Source organism: Mycobacterium sp. NGS51 (assembly GCF_059812525.1).
The window spans coordinates 317680-332831 of sequence record NZ_JCALCV010000004.1; the positions used below are offsets into that span (position 1 = coordinate 317680).

A 15152-nucleotide genomic window follows, 5' to 3' on the forward strand; every position below is an offset into this window, starting at 1 on the left:
TCTTTTGCGCGAGCGTGCGTGTCGCCGGTCGACACGCCGCACTCAAACCCGTTTTTGCGCACGCTCGCGCCAATGGAGGATGCGGCGATGGCGACCAGCGTGAGCACGCCTGCCGTCGTCATCGCAGCTCCGGCATCGGGAAGCGGAAAGACCACCGTCGCAACGGGTCTGATCGGTGCACTGCGGCAGGCGGGCCACCTCGTCGCACCGTTCAAAGTGGGCCCGGACTTCATCGATCCCGGCTACCACGCCGTGGCAGCCGGGCGCCCTGGCCGCAACCTCGACCCGGTTCTGGTGGGCGAGCAGCTCCTCGGCCCGCTTTACGGACATGGCGCCGCCGGCGCCGACATCGCGGTAATCGAAGGCGTGATGGGGCTTTTCGACGGGCGCATCGAGGACGCCGCAGCCGTCCCGGCACGAGGATCGACGGCGCAGGTCGCCGGCCTCCTGGGCGCCCCGGTCGTCCTGGTGGTCGACGCCCGCGGGCAAAGTCACAGCATCGCAGCTCTGCTGCACGGCTTTTCGACGTTCGACACCGGTATCCGCATCGCCGGTGTCGTGCTGAACCGGGTCGGCTCGCCCAGACATGAGCAGGTGCTGCGACAGGCCTGCGAACATGCCGGCATCCCGGTGCTCGGGGCGATTCCGCGTCGTGACGAAATCGAAGTGCCGTCACGGTATCTGGGCCTGGTCACCGCAGCGGAATACGGTCGGCGCGCCTGGGCCGCGGTCGAGGCGATGACAGCGTTGATCGCCCGCTACGTCGATATCGGTGCCGTCGTCGCAGCCGCCGCAACTGCGGTCACCGATCCGCCGTGGGATCCGGCGGCCGCCGTGGGTGAAGTGGTCACCGAACCGGTCACGGTCGCGTTGGCCAGCGGCAAGGCATTCAGCTTCGGCTACGCCGAACATGCCGAACTGGTCCGGGCGGCCGGTGCTGTCGTCGTCGAATTCGATCCGCTGGTCGATGTGTTGCCCGAGAACACCGACGCGGTGCTGTTGCCCGGCGGCTTCCCCGAACAGTTCGCCGCCGAACTGTCGGCCAACGATCCCGCGCGCCGGCAGATCAACGCGCTGGCCGCTGCCGGTGCGCCAGTGCATGCCGAATGTGCCGGGTTGGTGTACCTGGTTTCCGAACTCGACGGCTACCCGATGTGCGGGGTCCTGGCCGGGTCGGCGCGGTTCACCGAGCGACTGACCTTGGGATATCGCGACGCCGTCGCCGTTGCAGATTCGCCACTCTATGGCACCGGCCAGCGGGTGACAGGGCACGAATTCCACCGCAGCGCAGTCACATTCGCCGACACGTATGAACCGGCATGGTTGTATCAGGGACACGCCGCGGGCACTGTGCGCGACGGCGCCGTCCACCGCGGCGTGCATGCGGCCTACCTGCACACCCATCCTGCTGCGGTTCCAGCGGCCGTGGCACGCTTCGTGGCCCACGCTGCCGGCATCGCCTCTAGGCTTACCCGGTGACCGAGAACGCCTACCTGGTCGGCTTGCGGCTGTCCGGCAAGAAGGTCGTCGTGGTCGGCGGCGGCACGGTCGCGCAACGCCGGCTTCCGCTGCTGGTCGCCAGCGGCGCGGACGTGCATGTCATCACCCGCAGCGCCACCCGCGCCGTCGAGGCGATGCCGCGAATCACCTTGTCGCTGCGCGAGTATCGCGATGGCGACCTCGACGGGGCCTGGTATGCGATTGCGGCCACCGACGACCCCGCCGTCAACGCCGCAGTGGTCGACGAAGCAGATCGCCGACAAATCTTCTGCGTCCGCGCCGATATCGCCGTCGAGGGCAGCGCGGTCACCCCGGCGACGTTCGACTACGCCGGGCTGGCGGTGGGCGTGCTGGCCGGCGGCGAGCACCGTCGCTCGGCAGCGATCCGCTCGGCCATCCGGGAGGCGCTGCAGCGCGGGATCGTCACCGCCGAGAGCGACGACGTCGTGCACGGCGGGGTGGCGCTGGTCGGCGGCGGCCCCGGCGACCCGGAGCTGATCACCGTCCGCGGCCGCCGGTTACTCGCCCAGGCCGACGTGGTGGTCGCCGATCGCCTGGCCCCACCGGAGTTGCTTGCCGAGCTGCCCCCGCAGGTCGAGGTGATCGACGCCGCCAAGATCCCGTACGGCCGTGCCATGGCGCAGGACGCCATCAACGCAGTGATGATCGAGCGCGCGAAGGCCGGGCAGTTCGTGGTGCGCCTCAAAGGCGGCGACCCGTTCGTGTTCGCCCGGGGCTACGAGGAAGTGCTGGCGTGCACCGACGCCGGAATTCCGGTCACCGTGGTGCCGGGTGTGACGAGTGCCATAGCGGTACCTGCCTTGGCCGGCGTTCCGGTCACCCACCGCGCCATCAACCACGAATTTGTGGTGGTCAGCGGCCATATAGCGCCGGGGCATCCCGAATCGTTAGTGAATTGGGACGCATTGGCGGCAATGTCGGGCACCATCGTTTTGCTGATGGCCGTGGAACGTATCGAACTATTCACCGAAGCGTTGTTGAAAGGCGGTCGACCAGCGGATACGGCAGTCCTGGTGGTTCAGCACGGGACGACGGCCGCCGAGCGCACGTTGCGGGCTACCCTCGCTGACGCTCCCGAAGCGATCCGCGCCGAGGGTATCCGGCCGCCGGCGATCATCGTGATCGGCGCCGTCGCGGCTTTCGGCACTTAAGCGCTTCTTAAGATTACTGTAGGGTAGCTCCTTATGACTGCTCTCAACGACGCAGAGCGGGCAGTCGGTAGCTGGACTACTGACCACCCGGCATCCGCCGTTCCGACGCCCGTCGAAGAGGCTTCCGTGGACCGTACGAGCAGGTATTCCCCGGCGTGGCTGCCGTCAGGCCGGTTCATTGCCGCGGTGATCGCGATCGCCGGCATGCAGCTGATGGCGACCATGGACGGCACCATCGCGATCGTGGCGCTGCCCCGGATCCAAAACGAGCTCAGCCTGTCCGACGCCGGCCGTAGTTGGGTGATCACCGCTTACGTGCTGACCTTCGGCGGGCTGATGCTGCTCGGCGGCCGACTCGGCGACACCATCGGCCGCAAACGTACTTTCATCGTGGGCGTCGCGCTGTTCACGATCGCCTCGGCGCTGTGCGGCATCGCCTGGGACGAATCAACCTTGGTCACTGCCCGGCTGCTGCAGGGGGTGGGCGCCGCGATCGCCTCCCCGACCGGTTTGGCGCTGGTCGCGACCACCTTCCCGAAGGGGCCCGCGCGCAACGCCGCAACGGCGGTGTTCGGCGCGATGACCGGCGTCGGCTCGGTGATGGGCCTGGTTGTCGGCGGGGCGCTCACCGAGGTGTCGTGGCGGCTGGCGTTTTTGGTGAACCTGCCGATCGGGCTGGTGATGATCTACCTGGCCCGCACCACGCTGCGGGAAACCGTCAAGGAGCGGATGAAGCTCGACGCCACCGGGGCCTTTCTTGCCACGTTGATCTGTACCGCCGCGGTGTTCGCGTTCTCGATGGGCCCGGAGCAGGGCTGGATCTCCGTCACGACGATCGGTTCGGGACTGGTGGCCCTGGGTGCTTTCATCGCGTTCGCCATCATCGAGCGCACGGCCGAGAACCCCATCGTGCCGTTCGACCTTTTCCTGGACCGAAACCGGCTGGCCACGTTTGCGGCCATCTTCATGGGCGGTGGCGTGTTGTTCACCCTGACCGTGCTGATCGCGCTGTACGTGCAGGACATCATGGGCTACAGCGCGCTGCGCGCCGGGGTCGGCTTCATCCCGTTCGCCATCGCCATGGGCATCGGCATGGGCGCGTCGTCGCAGCTGGTGTCGTGGTTTCCGCCGCGGGTCGTGGTGATCAGTGGCGGTGCCCTGTTGGTGGGCGCGATGTTGTACGGCTCGACGCTCAACGCCGGCATCCCCTACTTCCCGAACTTGGTGATCCCGATCGTGGTCGGCGGCATCGGCATCGGCATGATCATTGTCCCGCTGGCGCTCTCGGCGATCGCGGGCGTCGGGTTCGACAAGATCGGACCCACCTCGGCGATCGTGCTGATGCTGCAGAACCTCGGTGGTCCGGTGGTGCTGGCCGTGATCCAGGCCGTGATCACGTCGCGCACGCTGTATCTGGGCGGCACCAACGGCCCCGTGAAAGACATGAACCCAGCGCAACTGCACGCGCTCGACCAGGGCTACACCTATGGCCTGCTGTGGGTGGCCGGGGTGGCCGTCGTGGTCGGCGGGGTTGCGCTGCTGATCGGCTACACCGCCAAGCAGGTTGCCCACGCGCAGGAAGTCCAGCACGCCCTCGACGTCGGCGAGCTGTAGCGAGCACGGTTCACCGGCGCTGAGACGCGCCTGCATTAGGCTGGCGTCTCATGTCTACGCCGGGCGGTCCTGCACCGACGGCCCGGCAGTTGTCCTCCAGCGTGCTCGGTATCGCCATCGTCGCGATCACCGGCATGCAGCTGATGTCGACGCTGGACGGCACCATTGTCGTCGTGGCGCTGCCGCGCATGCAGGCCGAACTCGACCTTTCCGACGCCGGGAAGAGCTGGGTGATCACCGCTTACGTGTTGACCTTCGGCGGGCTGCTGCTGCTGGGCGGCCGGGTAGGCGACGCCATCGGCCGCAAGCGGGCTTTCATCTCCGGGGTTGGTGTGTTCACCCTGGCGTCGTTGGCATGCGGGTTGGCCACCGAGGAGTCGTTCCTGGTGGTGGCTCGTGCTGTCCAGGGCATGGGCGCCGCGGTGGCCGCGCCGACCGGTTTGGCGTTGATCGCGACGACCTACGCCGTCGGTCCGGCCCGTAACCAGGCGATGGCCATCTCGGCGGCCATGCAGGGCGCCGGTTCGGTGCTGGGCCTGGTTCTCGGCGGCGCGCTGACCGTGGTGTCGTGGCGGCTGGCGTTTTTGATCAACATTCCGATCGGGATTGTCATCGTCGCCATCGCGGTCACGCAGCTGGCCGAGACCCGCCACGAGCGGTTGAAACTCGACATCGCCGGCGCGGCGCTGGCCACGCTGGGCTGCATGTCCGCGGTGCTGATCTTCACCCAGGGGCCGCAACGGGGCTGGACGGATCCGTGGGTGGTCGGGGCGGCGGTCGCCACTGTGCTGCTGGCGCTCGGATTCCTGGTTGTCGAGCGCACCGCCGAGCATCCGTTGGTGCCGCTGTCGCTGTTCAGCGAGCGCAACCGGGTGATGACCTTCTTTTCCCTCTTCATGGCCGGCGGGGTTCTGCTGACCCTCACGGTGATGATCGGGCTGTATGTGCAGGACGTGATGGGATATTCGGCGCTGCGCGCCGGGCTGAGTTTCATCCCGTTCGCGGTGGCGCTCGGCGCGGGAAACGTGGTGGCGGCGCGGTTAGCGCCGCAATTCGCGCCGCGCTGGCTGATCATCTGCGGCGGAGTCGGGGTGTGGGGCGCCATGCTGTACGGCTCCACGTTGACGCGTAACATCCCGTATTTCCCAAACTTGTTGGTGCCCATCGTGATTGGCGGGTTCGGGATCGGCGTTATCTCGGTCGTCTTGCCGCTGTGCGCGGTCGCCGACGTGCGGCCCCGCGACATCGGGCCGGTGTCGGCGATCACGCTGATGGTCCAGGACCTCGGCGGTCCGTTGGTGTTGGTGGTGATCCAGGCGGTGCAGGTATCGCGCACCCTCTATCTCGGTGGCACCACCGGGCGAGTTGCCGACATGACGCCGGCCCAGATCAACGCGCTCGACCACGGCTACACCTACTCGCTGCTGTGGGTGGCCGCGGTCGCGGTGCTGGTGGGCGCCGGTGCGCTGGGTATCGGCTTTTCGGCGCGCCAGATCGCCCGCGCACAACACAACCGCGAAGCCGTGGAGGCCGGTCAGCTGTAGCGTCACGAAAAAGAAGCCAGGGTTGTGATGAGCCACGGATCACAGCCCTGGCTGCGGTTTGGCGGTTCGATGCGCGCCACCAGCGTTGTGCGGCGACCTGTCCCCCGCAAGCGGGCGGTACCCCCTGCGCCCGGCTTCGCCGCGCTGGCAATCGCCGCATAGGCTTGCCCGCTGTGATCACCCGGATGTCCGAGCTGTTCTTGCGCACGCTGCGCGACGACCCCGCCGATGCCGAGGTTCCCAGCCACAAGCTGCTGATCCGGGCCGGCTACATCCGGCCGATCGCGCCCGGCCTATACAGCTGGCTGCCGCTTGGGTTGCGGGTGCTGCGCAAGGTCGAACAGGTCGTTCGCGACGAAATGAACGCCATTGGCGGGCAGGAGATCCTGTTTCCCGCGCTGCTCCCGCGTGCCCCATACGAAACGACCAACCGCTGGACCGAATACGGCGACACCATCTTTCGGCTGCAGGACCGTCGCCGCAACGACTACCTGTTGGCGCCGACGCACGAGGAGCTGTTCACGCTGACAGTGAAGGGTGAATACAGCTCCTACAAAGACTTCCCGCTGGTGCTCTACCAAATCCAGACCAAATACCGCGACGAGGCGCGGCCGCGGGCCGGCATCCTGCGCGGCCGGGAGTTCGTTATGAAGGACTCGTATTCCTTCGATGTCGACGATGCCGGACTCAAAGCCGCCTACCACGCGCACCGCGAGGCCTATCAGCGCATGTTCGACCGGCTGCAAGTGCGCTACGTCATCGTGTCGGCGGTGTCCGGTGCAATGGGCGGCAGCGCCTCGGAGGAGTTCTTGGCCGAGAGCCCGATTGGTGAGGACACCTTCGTGCGCTGCCCGGAGTCGGGTTACGCCGCCAATGTCGAGGCGGTCGTCACCGCGCGCCCCGAAAGCCGGCCCGTCGACGGGCTGCCCGAGCCGGTGGTGCACGACACCGGCGACACTCCCACGATCGCCACGCTGGTGGAGTGGGCCAACGGCGCGGAACTGGGCCGCAGCATCACCGCCGCCGACACGCTCAAGAATGTACTGGTCAAGGTCCGCGTACCCGGCGGCGAGTGGGAATTGCTGGGCATCGGGGTACCGGGTGATCGCGAGGTCGACGACAAGCGCCTGGCCGCCGCCCTCGACCCGGCCGACTACCAGCTGCTCGGCGACGACGATTTCGCCAAGTACCCATTTCTGGTCAAGGGATATATCGGCCCGAAAGCTTTGCACGACAACGATGTTCGTTATCTCGTCGACCCGCGGGTGGTGGACGGCACCAGCTGGATCACCGGCGCCGATCAGCCCGGCCGCCACGTCGTCGGGCTAGTGGCCGGGCGCGACTTCACCGCCGACGGCACCATCGAGGCCGCCGAGATTCGTGACGGCGACCCGTCACCCGACGGTGCCGGGATGTTGGTCAGCGCCCGCGGCATCGAGATCGGTCACATCTTTCAGCTCGGCCGCAAATACACCGACGCCTTCACCGCCGACGTGCTCGGTGAGGACGGCAAGCCGGTCCGGCTGACCATGGGCTCCTACGGCGTCGGGGTGTCGCGGCTGGTAGCCGTCATCGCCGAACAACACCATGACGAGCTGGGCCTGCGCTGGCCGTCCAGTGTCTCGCCCTTCGACGTGCATCTAGTGATCGCCAACAAAGACGCCGAAGCGCGCGCCGGAGCGATCGCGCTGGCCGCCGATTTGGACCGGTTGGGTATCGAAGTGCTGCTCGACGACCGTCAGGCATCGCCTGGGGTGAAGTTCAAAGACGCCGAGCTGCTCGGTGTGCCGTGGATCGTGGTGGTGGGTCGCGGCTGGGCCGACGGGGTCGTCGAGCTGCGCGACCGGTTCAGCGGTCAGGTCCGTGAGCTGACCACCGGCGCCGCCCTGGCCACCGACATCACCTCGGCCATCACCTAACGCGAGCAGACGCCCTTAGTCGCTGCCGCCCGGGAACGCGGTGGTGATCGGCCAAACGCCCGCAACCCGATTCCAACGGGCGGCCAGCACGGCGCTCTGGGTCAGGGCTGTCACCCCGAACCTGCGGTCCGGGTCGGCCTGGGCCTGCTCGACCACCGCCCGCCAGGCCACCTCGGTGTCCTTCTCCATCCGGGCCGCCAGCCGGGCCGCGTCGGTCTCGTTGTTCACCGGCATGGGCAGCTGGTAGCCGGCTGCCGCTACCGGGGCGGTGATGTCGTGGTCGGTTAACATCGCGATGACCTGGTCGCGGCGCTCGCGGTGTTGCGTCATCGACGCCGCCACCAGCTTGTTGACGTCCGGCGTACAGCGGGCGGAGACGATGCCATAGCCGTAGATGACCGCGTGCTCGGTGGTGAGCGCAGCGCTCAGCGCATTGGTGTAGGACGCGGGCTCGGCGGACGTCACGGCGCGGTGCCGCCGAACACCAGCGCGACCGTGTATGCCGCGGTGCAGGCCGCAGCAATCGAACCGAGCAACCCCGCCCGATAACCCGTCGACACGGTCGCCAGCTTTTCCGCGCTGGCGGCCGACGCGCGCAACGAACCAATGACTTCGGAGAGCGTGGGCGGCGGTCCCGGCGGAGCACTGGTGGACATCGGGGCCGTCGTCGATTGGCTGGAGGTGCTTGTGGTTATCCCGGCAACCCGGTCGATTTCGGTGGCCAACGACTGCGCGTGTTGGGAACGTTCGGCGGCGACCTGCTGCAACGCGGCTGCGACCGCCGCCGGCTGAGCGGCAGCGGCAGCAGCGGCCAGTTCACTGTCGTGGCGGGCCAGCGTCAGCTCTGCTTCCAGTTCGTCGACCGGAGGCGGCTGTTCCGGTTGCGTACTGCAGGCCGACGCAGCGATCCCCAGTACCGCGAGAGCGGCCCCGCCGGCCAGCACACGTCGCCGCGTGACGACGGGCGCTGTCGGTGGCACAGCAACATCCTGCCATTGCCTTTTCGTGCCCTCGCGGTGACCGGCTGAGACCGGATTCCTGGCGTATCGTTGATGACTGGTTCTCCGGGACCGGCGATAGCCGTGCGCTCGGGAGAGCAGCCGGAGCCGCCCCGCCGGCGACATCAGTCGCCGAGCGGACAACTCAAGATGAGGAGCTCGCCGTGGCCACCGGGCTACCGTCGCACACGCAGGTGATCGAGCTGCTCGATGGTGAGTTCGCGCGCGCAGGCTTTGAGATCGAAGACGTGGTGATCGACACCCGGGCGCGGCCGCCGCGGATCACGGTGATCGCCGACGGCGACACCGCGCTGGATTTGGACACTATCGCCGCCCTGTCTCGCGGCGCCTCGACCTTGCTGGACGGTGTCGAAGGCATCCATGGCAACTACGTGCTGGAAGTCAGCTCGCCCGGGGTGGACCGGCCGTTGACCACCGCGAAGCATTTCCGTCGCGCCCGCGGCCGCAAGGTCGAACTGGCTCTCTCCGACGGATCGCAGTTGATCGGACGGGTCGGTGAAACCACCGGGGACGCGGTGACACTCGTTGTCCGCGATGACCAGCGGCGCGACTGGACTGTCCGGATGATCTCGCTCGACGAAATCGTGAAAGCGGTTGTCCAAGTGGAGTTTTCGTCGCCAAGTAAACGTGAGTTGGAGCTGGCGGCACTTGGTCGGGGCGATGAGGAGGAGCGGCGCAGATGAATATCGACATGGCCGCGCTGCATGCGATCGAAGCGGACAAGGGCATTTCGGTGGATGTGGTGGTCGAGACCATCAAATCCGCGCTGCTCACCGCCTACCGGCACACCGAAGGTCATCAGCAAGAGGCGCATATCGACATCGACCGCAAAACCGGTGTTGTCCGGGTGATCGCCCGCGAGGTCGACGAAGACGGCAACGTGTTGTCCGAATGGGACGACACACCAGAGGGTTTCGGCCGGATCGCGGCTACCACCGCGCGGCAGGTGATCCTGCAACGGCTGCGCGACGCAGAGAACGAGCGCAATTACGGTGAGTTCTCCACCCGGGAAGGCGAGATCGTCGGTGGGGTGATCCAGCGCGACAGCCGGGCCAACGCCCGCGGTCTAGTCGTGGTCCGAATGGGCAGTGAAACCAAGGGGTCCGAGGGGGTGATCCCTGCGGCCGAACAGGTCCCGGGGGAGACCTACGAGCACGGCGACCGCTTGCGCTGCTACGTAGTGGGCGTGAGCCGCGGCGCTCGCGAACCGCTGATCACGTTGTCGCGCACTCATCCCAACCTGGTGCGCAAACTGTTCTCGCTGGAAGTGCCCGAGATCGCCGACGGCTCCGTGGAGATCATCGCAGTCGCCCGGGAAGCCGGTCACCGCTCGAAGATCGCGGTCGCATCCCGGGTTCCCGGCCTCAACGCCAAAGGCGCCTGCATCGGCCCGATGGGTCAACGGGTCCGCAATGTCATGAGCGAGTTGTCCGGCGAGAAAATCGACATCATCGACTACGACGAAGACCCGTCGCGTTTCGTCGCCAACGCGCTGTCGCCGGCGAAGGTGGTTTCGGTCGCGGTGATCGATCAGACGGCCCGCGCCGCTCGAGTGGTGGTGCCCGATTTCCAGTTGTCGCTGGCCATCGGCAAGGAGGGACAGAACGCGCGGTTGGCCGCCCGGCTCACCGGCTGGCGTATCGACATCCGCGGCGATTCGCCGGGGTCGTCGGCGGACCAGCCCGACCATGCCGCCGGCCACGGGATGGCGCACGGCCGCTAGCCGGCAACGCGGCCAGCCCGCGCAATTCTTACCGGTCCGGTGAAGGTAAACTAAGCCGTGATCCAGCGCGAGACTTCGGCCTCGGCGCATCGACGTATCGATGGACCGGTGCGGACGTGTGTCGGTTGCCGAAAGCGAGAGTTGGCTGTCGAACTGCTTCGAGTGGTGGCTGTGTCGAGCGGGAACGGTAAATTCGCCGTGATCGTTGATGCAGCAGGTAACCTGCCGGGGCGGGGTGCGTGGCTGCATCCCGTACCGCAGTGCACTAACCAAGCGATCCGGCGGCGAGCTTTCAGTCGAGCGCTGCGCATCGCCGGTTCACCGGACACCTCCGCGGTGGTCGAGCATGTCAACACGCTCGGCTCACCCGGCAACAGAACAGGTAGCAAAGAACATGAGCACACCGTGAAGTCCCGATGACCATGCGTCATAGCTAACCCGAGGCGCGGCCTACCACCGCTGTCGCCTCATGGACAGGAGATGTAGTGGCAGGCAAGGCCCGCGTACACGAGTTAGCCAAGGAACTCGGTGTTACCAGCAAGGAAGTTCTCGCCCGGCTGAGCGAACAGGGCGAATTCGTCAAATCGGCATCGTCGACGGTGGAAGCGCCGGTCGCGCGCCGGCTGCGGGAGTCGTTCGGCGGCGGCAAACCCGCTCCCGACAAGACCGCTGAGAAAGCGGCAGGCAACGGCGCGGCGGCAAAGGCCCCCGCGAAGGCCGACACCGCCGCTGAGAAAGTCGACGGCCGCAAACCGTCCGCACCGGCGGCCGCCGAGCCGCCCGCGCCACCGGCCCAACCGGCCGCCCAGGCCCCGGCCGCCGGCCAACCGCAAGCTGCCCCGCCGCCGACGCGGCCCGGCCCCACGCCCGGCCCGCGACCGAGCCCGGCCCCGAAGCCGGCTGCGCGTACCCCGCGCGTCGGCAACAACCCGTTCTCGTCGGCCCAGCCCGTCGACCGGCCCATTCCTCGTCCGCCGGCGCCTCGTCCCGGCGGACCCCGGCCCGGCGCACCGCGCCCGGGCGCATCGCCCGGCAGCATGCCGCCCCGGCCGGGTGGAGCTCAAGGCCGCCCACCGCGTCCCGGCGCGCCGCGGCCCGGTCCCGGCGGTCGGCCCGGCGCTCCCGCGGGCGGCCGCCCCGGCGGCGGTGGCGGCAACTATCGAGGCGGCGGCGGTGGCGTCGGTGCCCCACCCGGCGGCGGCTACCGTGGCCGCCCCGGGGGCGGCGGCGGTCGCCCCGGCCAGCGCGGTGGCGCGGCCGGCGCGTTCGGCCGGCCCGGTGGTGCGCCCCGGCGCGGCCGGAAGTCCAAGCGGGCCAAACGCGCCGAATACGAAAACATGCAGGCACCGGTGGTCGGTGGTGTGCGGTTGCCGCACGGCAACGGCGAAACCATCCGGCTGGCCCGCGGCGCGTCGCTGAGCGACTTCGCCGAGAAGATCGACGCCAACCCGGCCGCGCTGGTCCAGGCGCTGTTCAACCTCGGCGAGATGGTCACCGCCACCCAGTCGGTCGGCGACGAGACGCTCGAGTTGCTGGGCAGCGAGATGAACTACGTCGTGCAGGTCGTTTCCCCCGAGGACGAGGACCGCGAGCTGCTGGAGTCGTTCGACCTCTCCTACGGGGAGGACGAGGGGACCGAGGAAGACCTGCAGGTGCGCCCGCCGGTGGTCACCGTGATGGGTCACGTCGACCACGGGAAGACCCGCCTGCTGGACACCATCCGTCAGGCCAACGTCCGCGAGGCCGAGGCCGGCGGCATCACCCAGCACATCGGCGCCTACCAGGTCTCCGTCGACCTCGACGGCACCGAACGGCCGATCACCTTCATCGACACCCCGGGTCACGAGGCGTTCACCGCCATGCGTGCCCGCGGTGCCAAGGCCACCGACATCGCGATTCTGGTGGTGGCCGCCGACGACGGCGTGATGCCGCAGACCGTGGAGGCCATCAACCACGCCCAGGCCGCTGACGTGCCGATCGTGGTGGCGGTCAACAAGATCGACAAGGAGGGTGCCGACCCGGCCAAGATCCGCGGACAGCTCACCGAATACGGTTTGGTGTCAGAGGATTTCGGTGGCGACACGATGTTCGTCGACATCTCGGCCAAGCAGGGCACCAACATCGAGGCGCTGGAGGAGGCGGTGCTGTTGACCGCCGACGCGGCGCTGGACCTGCGGGCCAACCCCGACATGGAAGCCCAGGGCGTGGCGATCGAGGCGCACCTGGACCGCGGCCGCGGCCCGGTGGCCACCGTGCTGGTGCAGCGCGGCACGCTGCGGGTCGGCGACTCGATCGTCGCCGGCGACGCTTACGGGCGGGTCCGCCGCATGGTCGACGAACACGGCGACGACGTCGAGGAGGCGCTGCCGTCGCGGCCGGTGCAGGTCATCGGCTTCACGTCGGTGCCCGGCGCCGGTGACAACCTGCTGGTCGTCGATGAGGACCGCATCGCCCGCCAGATCGCCGACCGGCGCAACGCGCGCAAGCGCAACGCCATGGCGGCGCGTTCGCGCAAGCGGATCAGCCTGGAGGATCTGGACTCGGCGCTCAAGGAAACCAGCCAGCTCAACCTGATCCTCAAGGGCGACAACGCCGGTACCGTCGAAGCGCTGGAAGAGGCCCTGTTGGGCATCCAGATCGACGACGAGGTGGCGCTGCGGGTCATCGACCGCGGTGTCGGTGGTATCACCGAAACCAACGTCAACCTGGCATCGGCCTCCGACGCGGTCATCATCGGGTTCAATGTGCGCGCCGAGGGCAAGGCCACCGAGCTGGCCAACCGCGAAGGCGTGGACATCCGCTACTACTCGGTGATTTACCAGGCCATCGACGAGATCGAGAGCGCGCTGAAGGGCATGCTCAAGCCGGTCTACGAAGAGGTGGAACTGGGCCGCGCGGAGATCCGGGCGCTGTTCCGCAGCTCGAAGGTCGGCCTGATCGCCGGCTGTCTGGTCACCTCCGGCGTGGTGCGCCGCAACGCCAAGGCCCGGCTGTTGCGGGACAACATCGTGGTCGCCGAGAACGCGACCGTGCAGTCGCTGCGCCGCGAGAAGGACGACGTGACCGAGGTGCGCGACGGCTACGAATGTGGTCTGACGCTGAGCTACAACGACATCAAGGAAGGCGACGTCATCGAGACCTACGAGTTGGTTGAGAAGGCCCGCGCCTGATGGCCGATCCGGCCCGAGCGCGACGATTGGCCAAGCGGATCTCGACGATCGTCGCCTCGGCGATCGAGTACGAGATCAAAGATCCGCGGTTGGCCGGGGTGACCATTACCGACGCCAAGGTGACCGCCGATCTGCATGATGCGACCCTGTTCTACACAGTGATGGGACGCACCCTGGAGGACGAGCCGGACTACGGCGGTGCCGCCGCGGCGCTGGAAAGCGCCAAGGGTGTGTTGCGAACCAAAGTGGGCGCCGGTACCGGCGTGCGGTTCACCCCTACGCTGACGTTCAGCCGCGACACCGTGCCCGACGCGGCGCACCGGATGGAAGAGTTGCTCGCCCGTGCCCGTGCGGCCGACGCGGACTTGGCGCGGGTTCGCTCGGGTGCCAAGCCGGCAGGGGAGGCCGATCCGTATCGGGCAAGGAGCGGGGACTCGGACGCTGGAGACGCCGGTGACGACGACCAACGCGACGACTGAGGCGGCCGTGGCCGGCCGCGTCGACGCCGCCGCAGCCGCGGAGTTGCTGTCCGCTGCCGCCACGATCGGCGTGGTCTGCCATGTCTATCCCGACGCCGACACCATCGGTGCCGGGTTGGCGCTGGGGATAGTGCTGGACCAATCCGGCAAATCGGTCCAGGTCGGTTTCGCCGCGCCGGCAGCGCTGCCGCAGTCCCTGCAGTCACTGCCCGGCGGTCGGCTGCTGGTCAGTCCCGAGGAGATGCGCCGCGACGTCGACCTCGTCGTGACCGTGGATATTCCGAGCATCAACCGGCTCGGCGGGCTGCGCGATATGGCCGGCGCGGACCGGGAGCTGCTGGTGATCGACCACCATGCATCCAATCAACTGTTCGGCACCGCCAATTTCGTTGATCCATCGGCGGATTCCACCACGATGCTGGTCGCCGAGCTGCTCGACGCGTGGTCCAAGCCGATCGACATCGAGGTTGCGCACTGCCTTTATGCGGGGCTGACGACCGACACCGGGTCGTTCCGCTGGGCCGGCGCCCGGGCACACCGGTTGGCGGCACGGCTGATAGAGCTCGGCGTGGACAACGCCGCGATCAGCCGAGCGCTGCTGGACACGCATCCGTTCAGCTGGCTGACGATGCTGTCCCGGGTGCTGGGTTCGGCCCAGCTGCTGCCCGACGCCGTCGGGGGCAGTGGGCTGGTGTATGCGTCGGTCGGACACCAGGAGTGGATCGGCGCACGCGCAGAGGAAGTCGAAAGCATCGTCGACATCGTGCGCACCACGTCGCAGGCCGAGGTGGCGGCGGTCTTCAAAGAGGTTGAGCCGCAGCAGTGGTCGGTGTCGATGCGAGCCAAAAAGGCGGTGGATCTGGCCGTCGTCGCGTCGACGTTCGGCGGGGGCGGACACAAGCTGGCCGCGGGGTACTCGACTACCGGCGCGATCGACGATGTGGTGGCCGCGCTGGTCGCCGCGCTCGCCTAACCCGGCTAACCGCGCCTACCCGCGCGAGCGTGCGTGTCG

Annotated in this window: 13 protein-coding genes; 11 read left to right on the forward strand and 2 right to left on the reverse strand. The window is 68.1% G+C overall.

Going from position 1 to position 15152, the window contains the following annotated elements:
* Positions 1-87: 87 nt before the first annotated feature.
* The 5 genes from AC5Y5W_RS07725 (at position 88) to AC5Y5W_RS07745 (ending at position 7749) form a co-directional block, all read left to right on the forward strand.
* Positions 88-1479, forward strand: a complete 1392-nt coding sequence (locus AC5Y5W_RS07725; RefSeq protein WP_500009230.1) for a cobyrinic acid a,c-diamide synthase CobB — start codon at positions 88-90, stop codon at positions 1477-1479.
* Entirely contained in the window at positions 1476-2672 is a 1197-nt protein-coding gene (cobA, locus tag AC5Y5W_RS07730) for a uroporphyrinogen-III C-methyltransferase (protein ID WP_500009231.1), read from the forward strand. The genes AC5Y5W_RS07725 and cobA overlap by 4 nt, the downstream gene beginning before the upstream one ends.
* A gap of 33 nt (positions 2673-2705) precedes the next feature.
* On the forward strand, positions 2706-4286 hold the full coding sequence (locus tag AC5Y5W_RS07735) for an MFS transporter (RefSeq protein WP_500009232.1): 1581 nt from the start codon (positions 2706-2708) through the stop codon (positions 4284-4286).
* Between the two features lie 50 nt (positions 4287-4336).
* Positions 4337-5830 (forward strand): MFS transporter, encoded by a 1494-nt coding sequence (locus tag AC5Y5W_RS07740; RefSeq protein ID WP_500009233.1) that lies wholly within the window; start codon positions 4337-4339, stop codon positions 5828-5830.
* Positions 5831-6003: 173 nt separating this feature from the next.
* Entirely contained in the window at positions 6004-7749 is a 1746-nt protein-coding gene (locus AC5Y5W_RS07745) for a proline--tRNA ligase (RefSeq protein ID WP_500022252.1), read from the forward strand.
* A gap of 15 nt (positions 7750-7764) precedes the next feature.
* Here AC5Y5W_RS07745 and AC5Y5W_RS07750 read toward each other — a convergent pair whose 3' ends face one another.
* Complete coding sequence (locus AC5Y5W_RS07750; RefSeq protein ID WP_500022253.1) at positions 7765-8214, reverse strand: ferritin-like domain-containing protein; 450 nt, start codon at positions 8212-8214, stop codon at positions 7765-7767.
* Positions 8211-8729, reverse strand: coding sequence for a hypothetical protein (locus AC5Y5W_RS07755; RefSeq protein ID WP_500022254.1), 519 nt, complete (start codon positions 8727-8729; stop codon positions 8211-8213). Before AC5Y5W_RS07755 ends, AC5Y5W_RS07750 begins: the two co-directional genes overlap by 4 nt.
* 182 nt (positions 8730-8911) lie before the next feature.
* On the opposite strand from AC5Y5W_RS07755, the gene rimP reads away from it, so the two are divergent.
* The 6 genes from rimP (at position 8912) to AC5Y5W_RS07785 (ending at position 15113) form a co-directional block, all read left to right on the forward strand.
* Positions 8912-9451, forward strand: a complete 540-nt coding sequence (gene rimP, locus AC5Y5W_RS07760; protein WP_500022255.1) for a ribosome maturation factor RimP — start codon at positions 8912-8914, stop codon at positions 9449-9451.
* Positions 9448-10491 carry a transcription termination factor NusA gene (gene nusA, locus AC5Y5W_RS07765; RefSeq protein ID WP_500022256.1) on the forward strand — a complete coding sequence of 348 codons (1044 nt, stop codon included), beginning with the start codon at positions 9448-9450 and terminating at the stop codon, positions 10489-10491. Before rimP ends, nusA begins: the two co-directional genes overlap by 4 nt.
* A 57-nt stretch (positions 10492-10548) precedes the next feature.
* The gene (locus tag AC5Y5W_RS07770) at positions 10549-10911 is read left to right on the forward strand and encodes a YlxR family protein (RefSeq protein WP_500022257.1); all 363 of its coding nucleotides are present in this window, start codon (positions 10549-10551) and stop codon (positions 10909-10911) included.
* A gap of 65 nt (positions 10912-10976) precedes the next feature.
* Positions 10977-13661 (forward strand): translation initiation factor IF-2, encoded by a 2685-nt coding sequence (gene infB / locus AC5Y5W_RS07775; protein WP_500022258.1) that lies wholly within the window; start codon positions 10977-10979, stop codon positions 13659-13661.
* On the forward strand, positions 13661-14140 hold the full coding sequence (gene rbfA, locus AC5Y5W_RS07780; protein WP_500022259.1) for a 30S ribosome-binding factor RbfA: 480 nt from the start codon (positions 13661-13663) through the stop codon (positions 14138-14140). Before infB ends, rbfA begins: the two co-directional genes overlap by 1 nt.
* Positions 14115-15113, forward strand: coding sequence for a DHH family phosphoesterase (locus AC5Y5W_RS07785; RefSeq protein ID WP_500022260.1), 999 nt, complete (start codon positions 14115-14117; stop codon positions 15111-15113). Before rbfA ends, AC5Y5W_RS07785 begins: the two co-directional genes overlap by 26 nt.
* Positions 15114-15152 lie beyond the last annotated feature (39 nt).

What these genes read in the sequence shown, in the direction of transcription:
- rbfA (WP_500022259.1), top strand. Translation starts at nt 13,661, where the DNA reads ATGGCCGATCCGGCCCGAGCGCGACGATTGGCCAAGCGGATCTCGACG.
- nusA (WP_500022256.1), top strand. Translation starts at nt 9,448, where the DNA reads ATGAATATCGACATGGCCGCGCTGCATGCGATCGAAGCGGACAAGGGC.
- AC5Y5W_RS07735 (WP_500009232.1), top strand. Translation starts at nt 2,706, where the DNA reads ATGACTGCTCTCAACGACGCAGAGCGGGCAGTCGGTAGCTGGACTACT.
- AC5Y5W_RS07740 (WP_500009233.1), top strand. Translation starts at nt 4,337, where the DNA reads ATGTCTACGCCGGGCGGTCCTGCACCGACGGCCCGGCAGTTGTCCTCC.
- AC5Y5W_RS07725 (WP_500009230.1), top strand. Translation starts at nt 88, where the DNA reads ATGGCGACCAGCGTGAGCACGCCTGCCGTCGTCATCGCAGCTCCGGCA.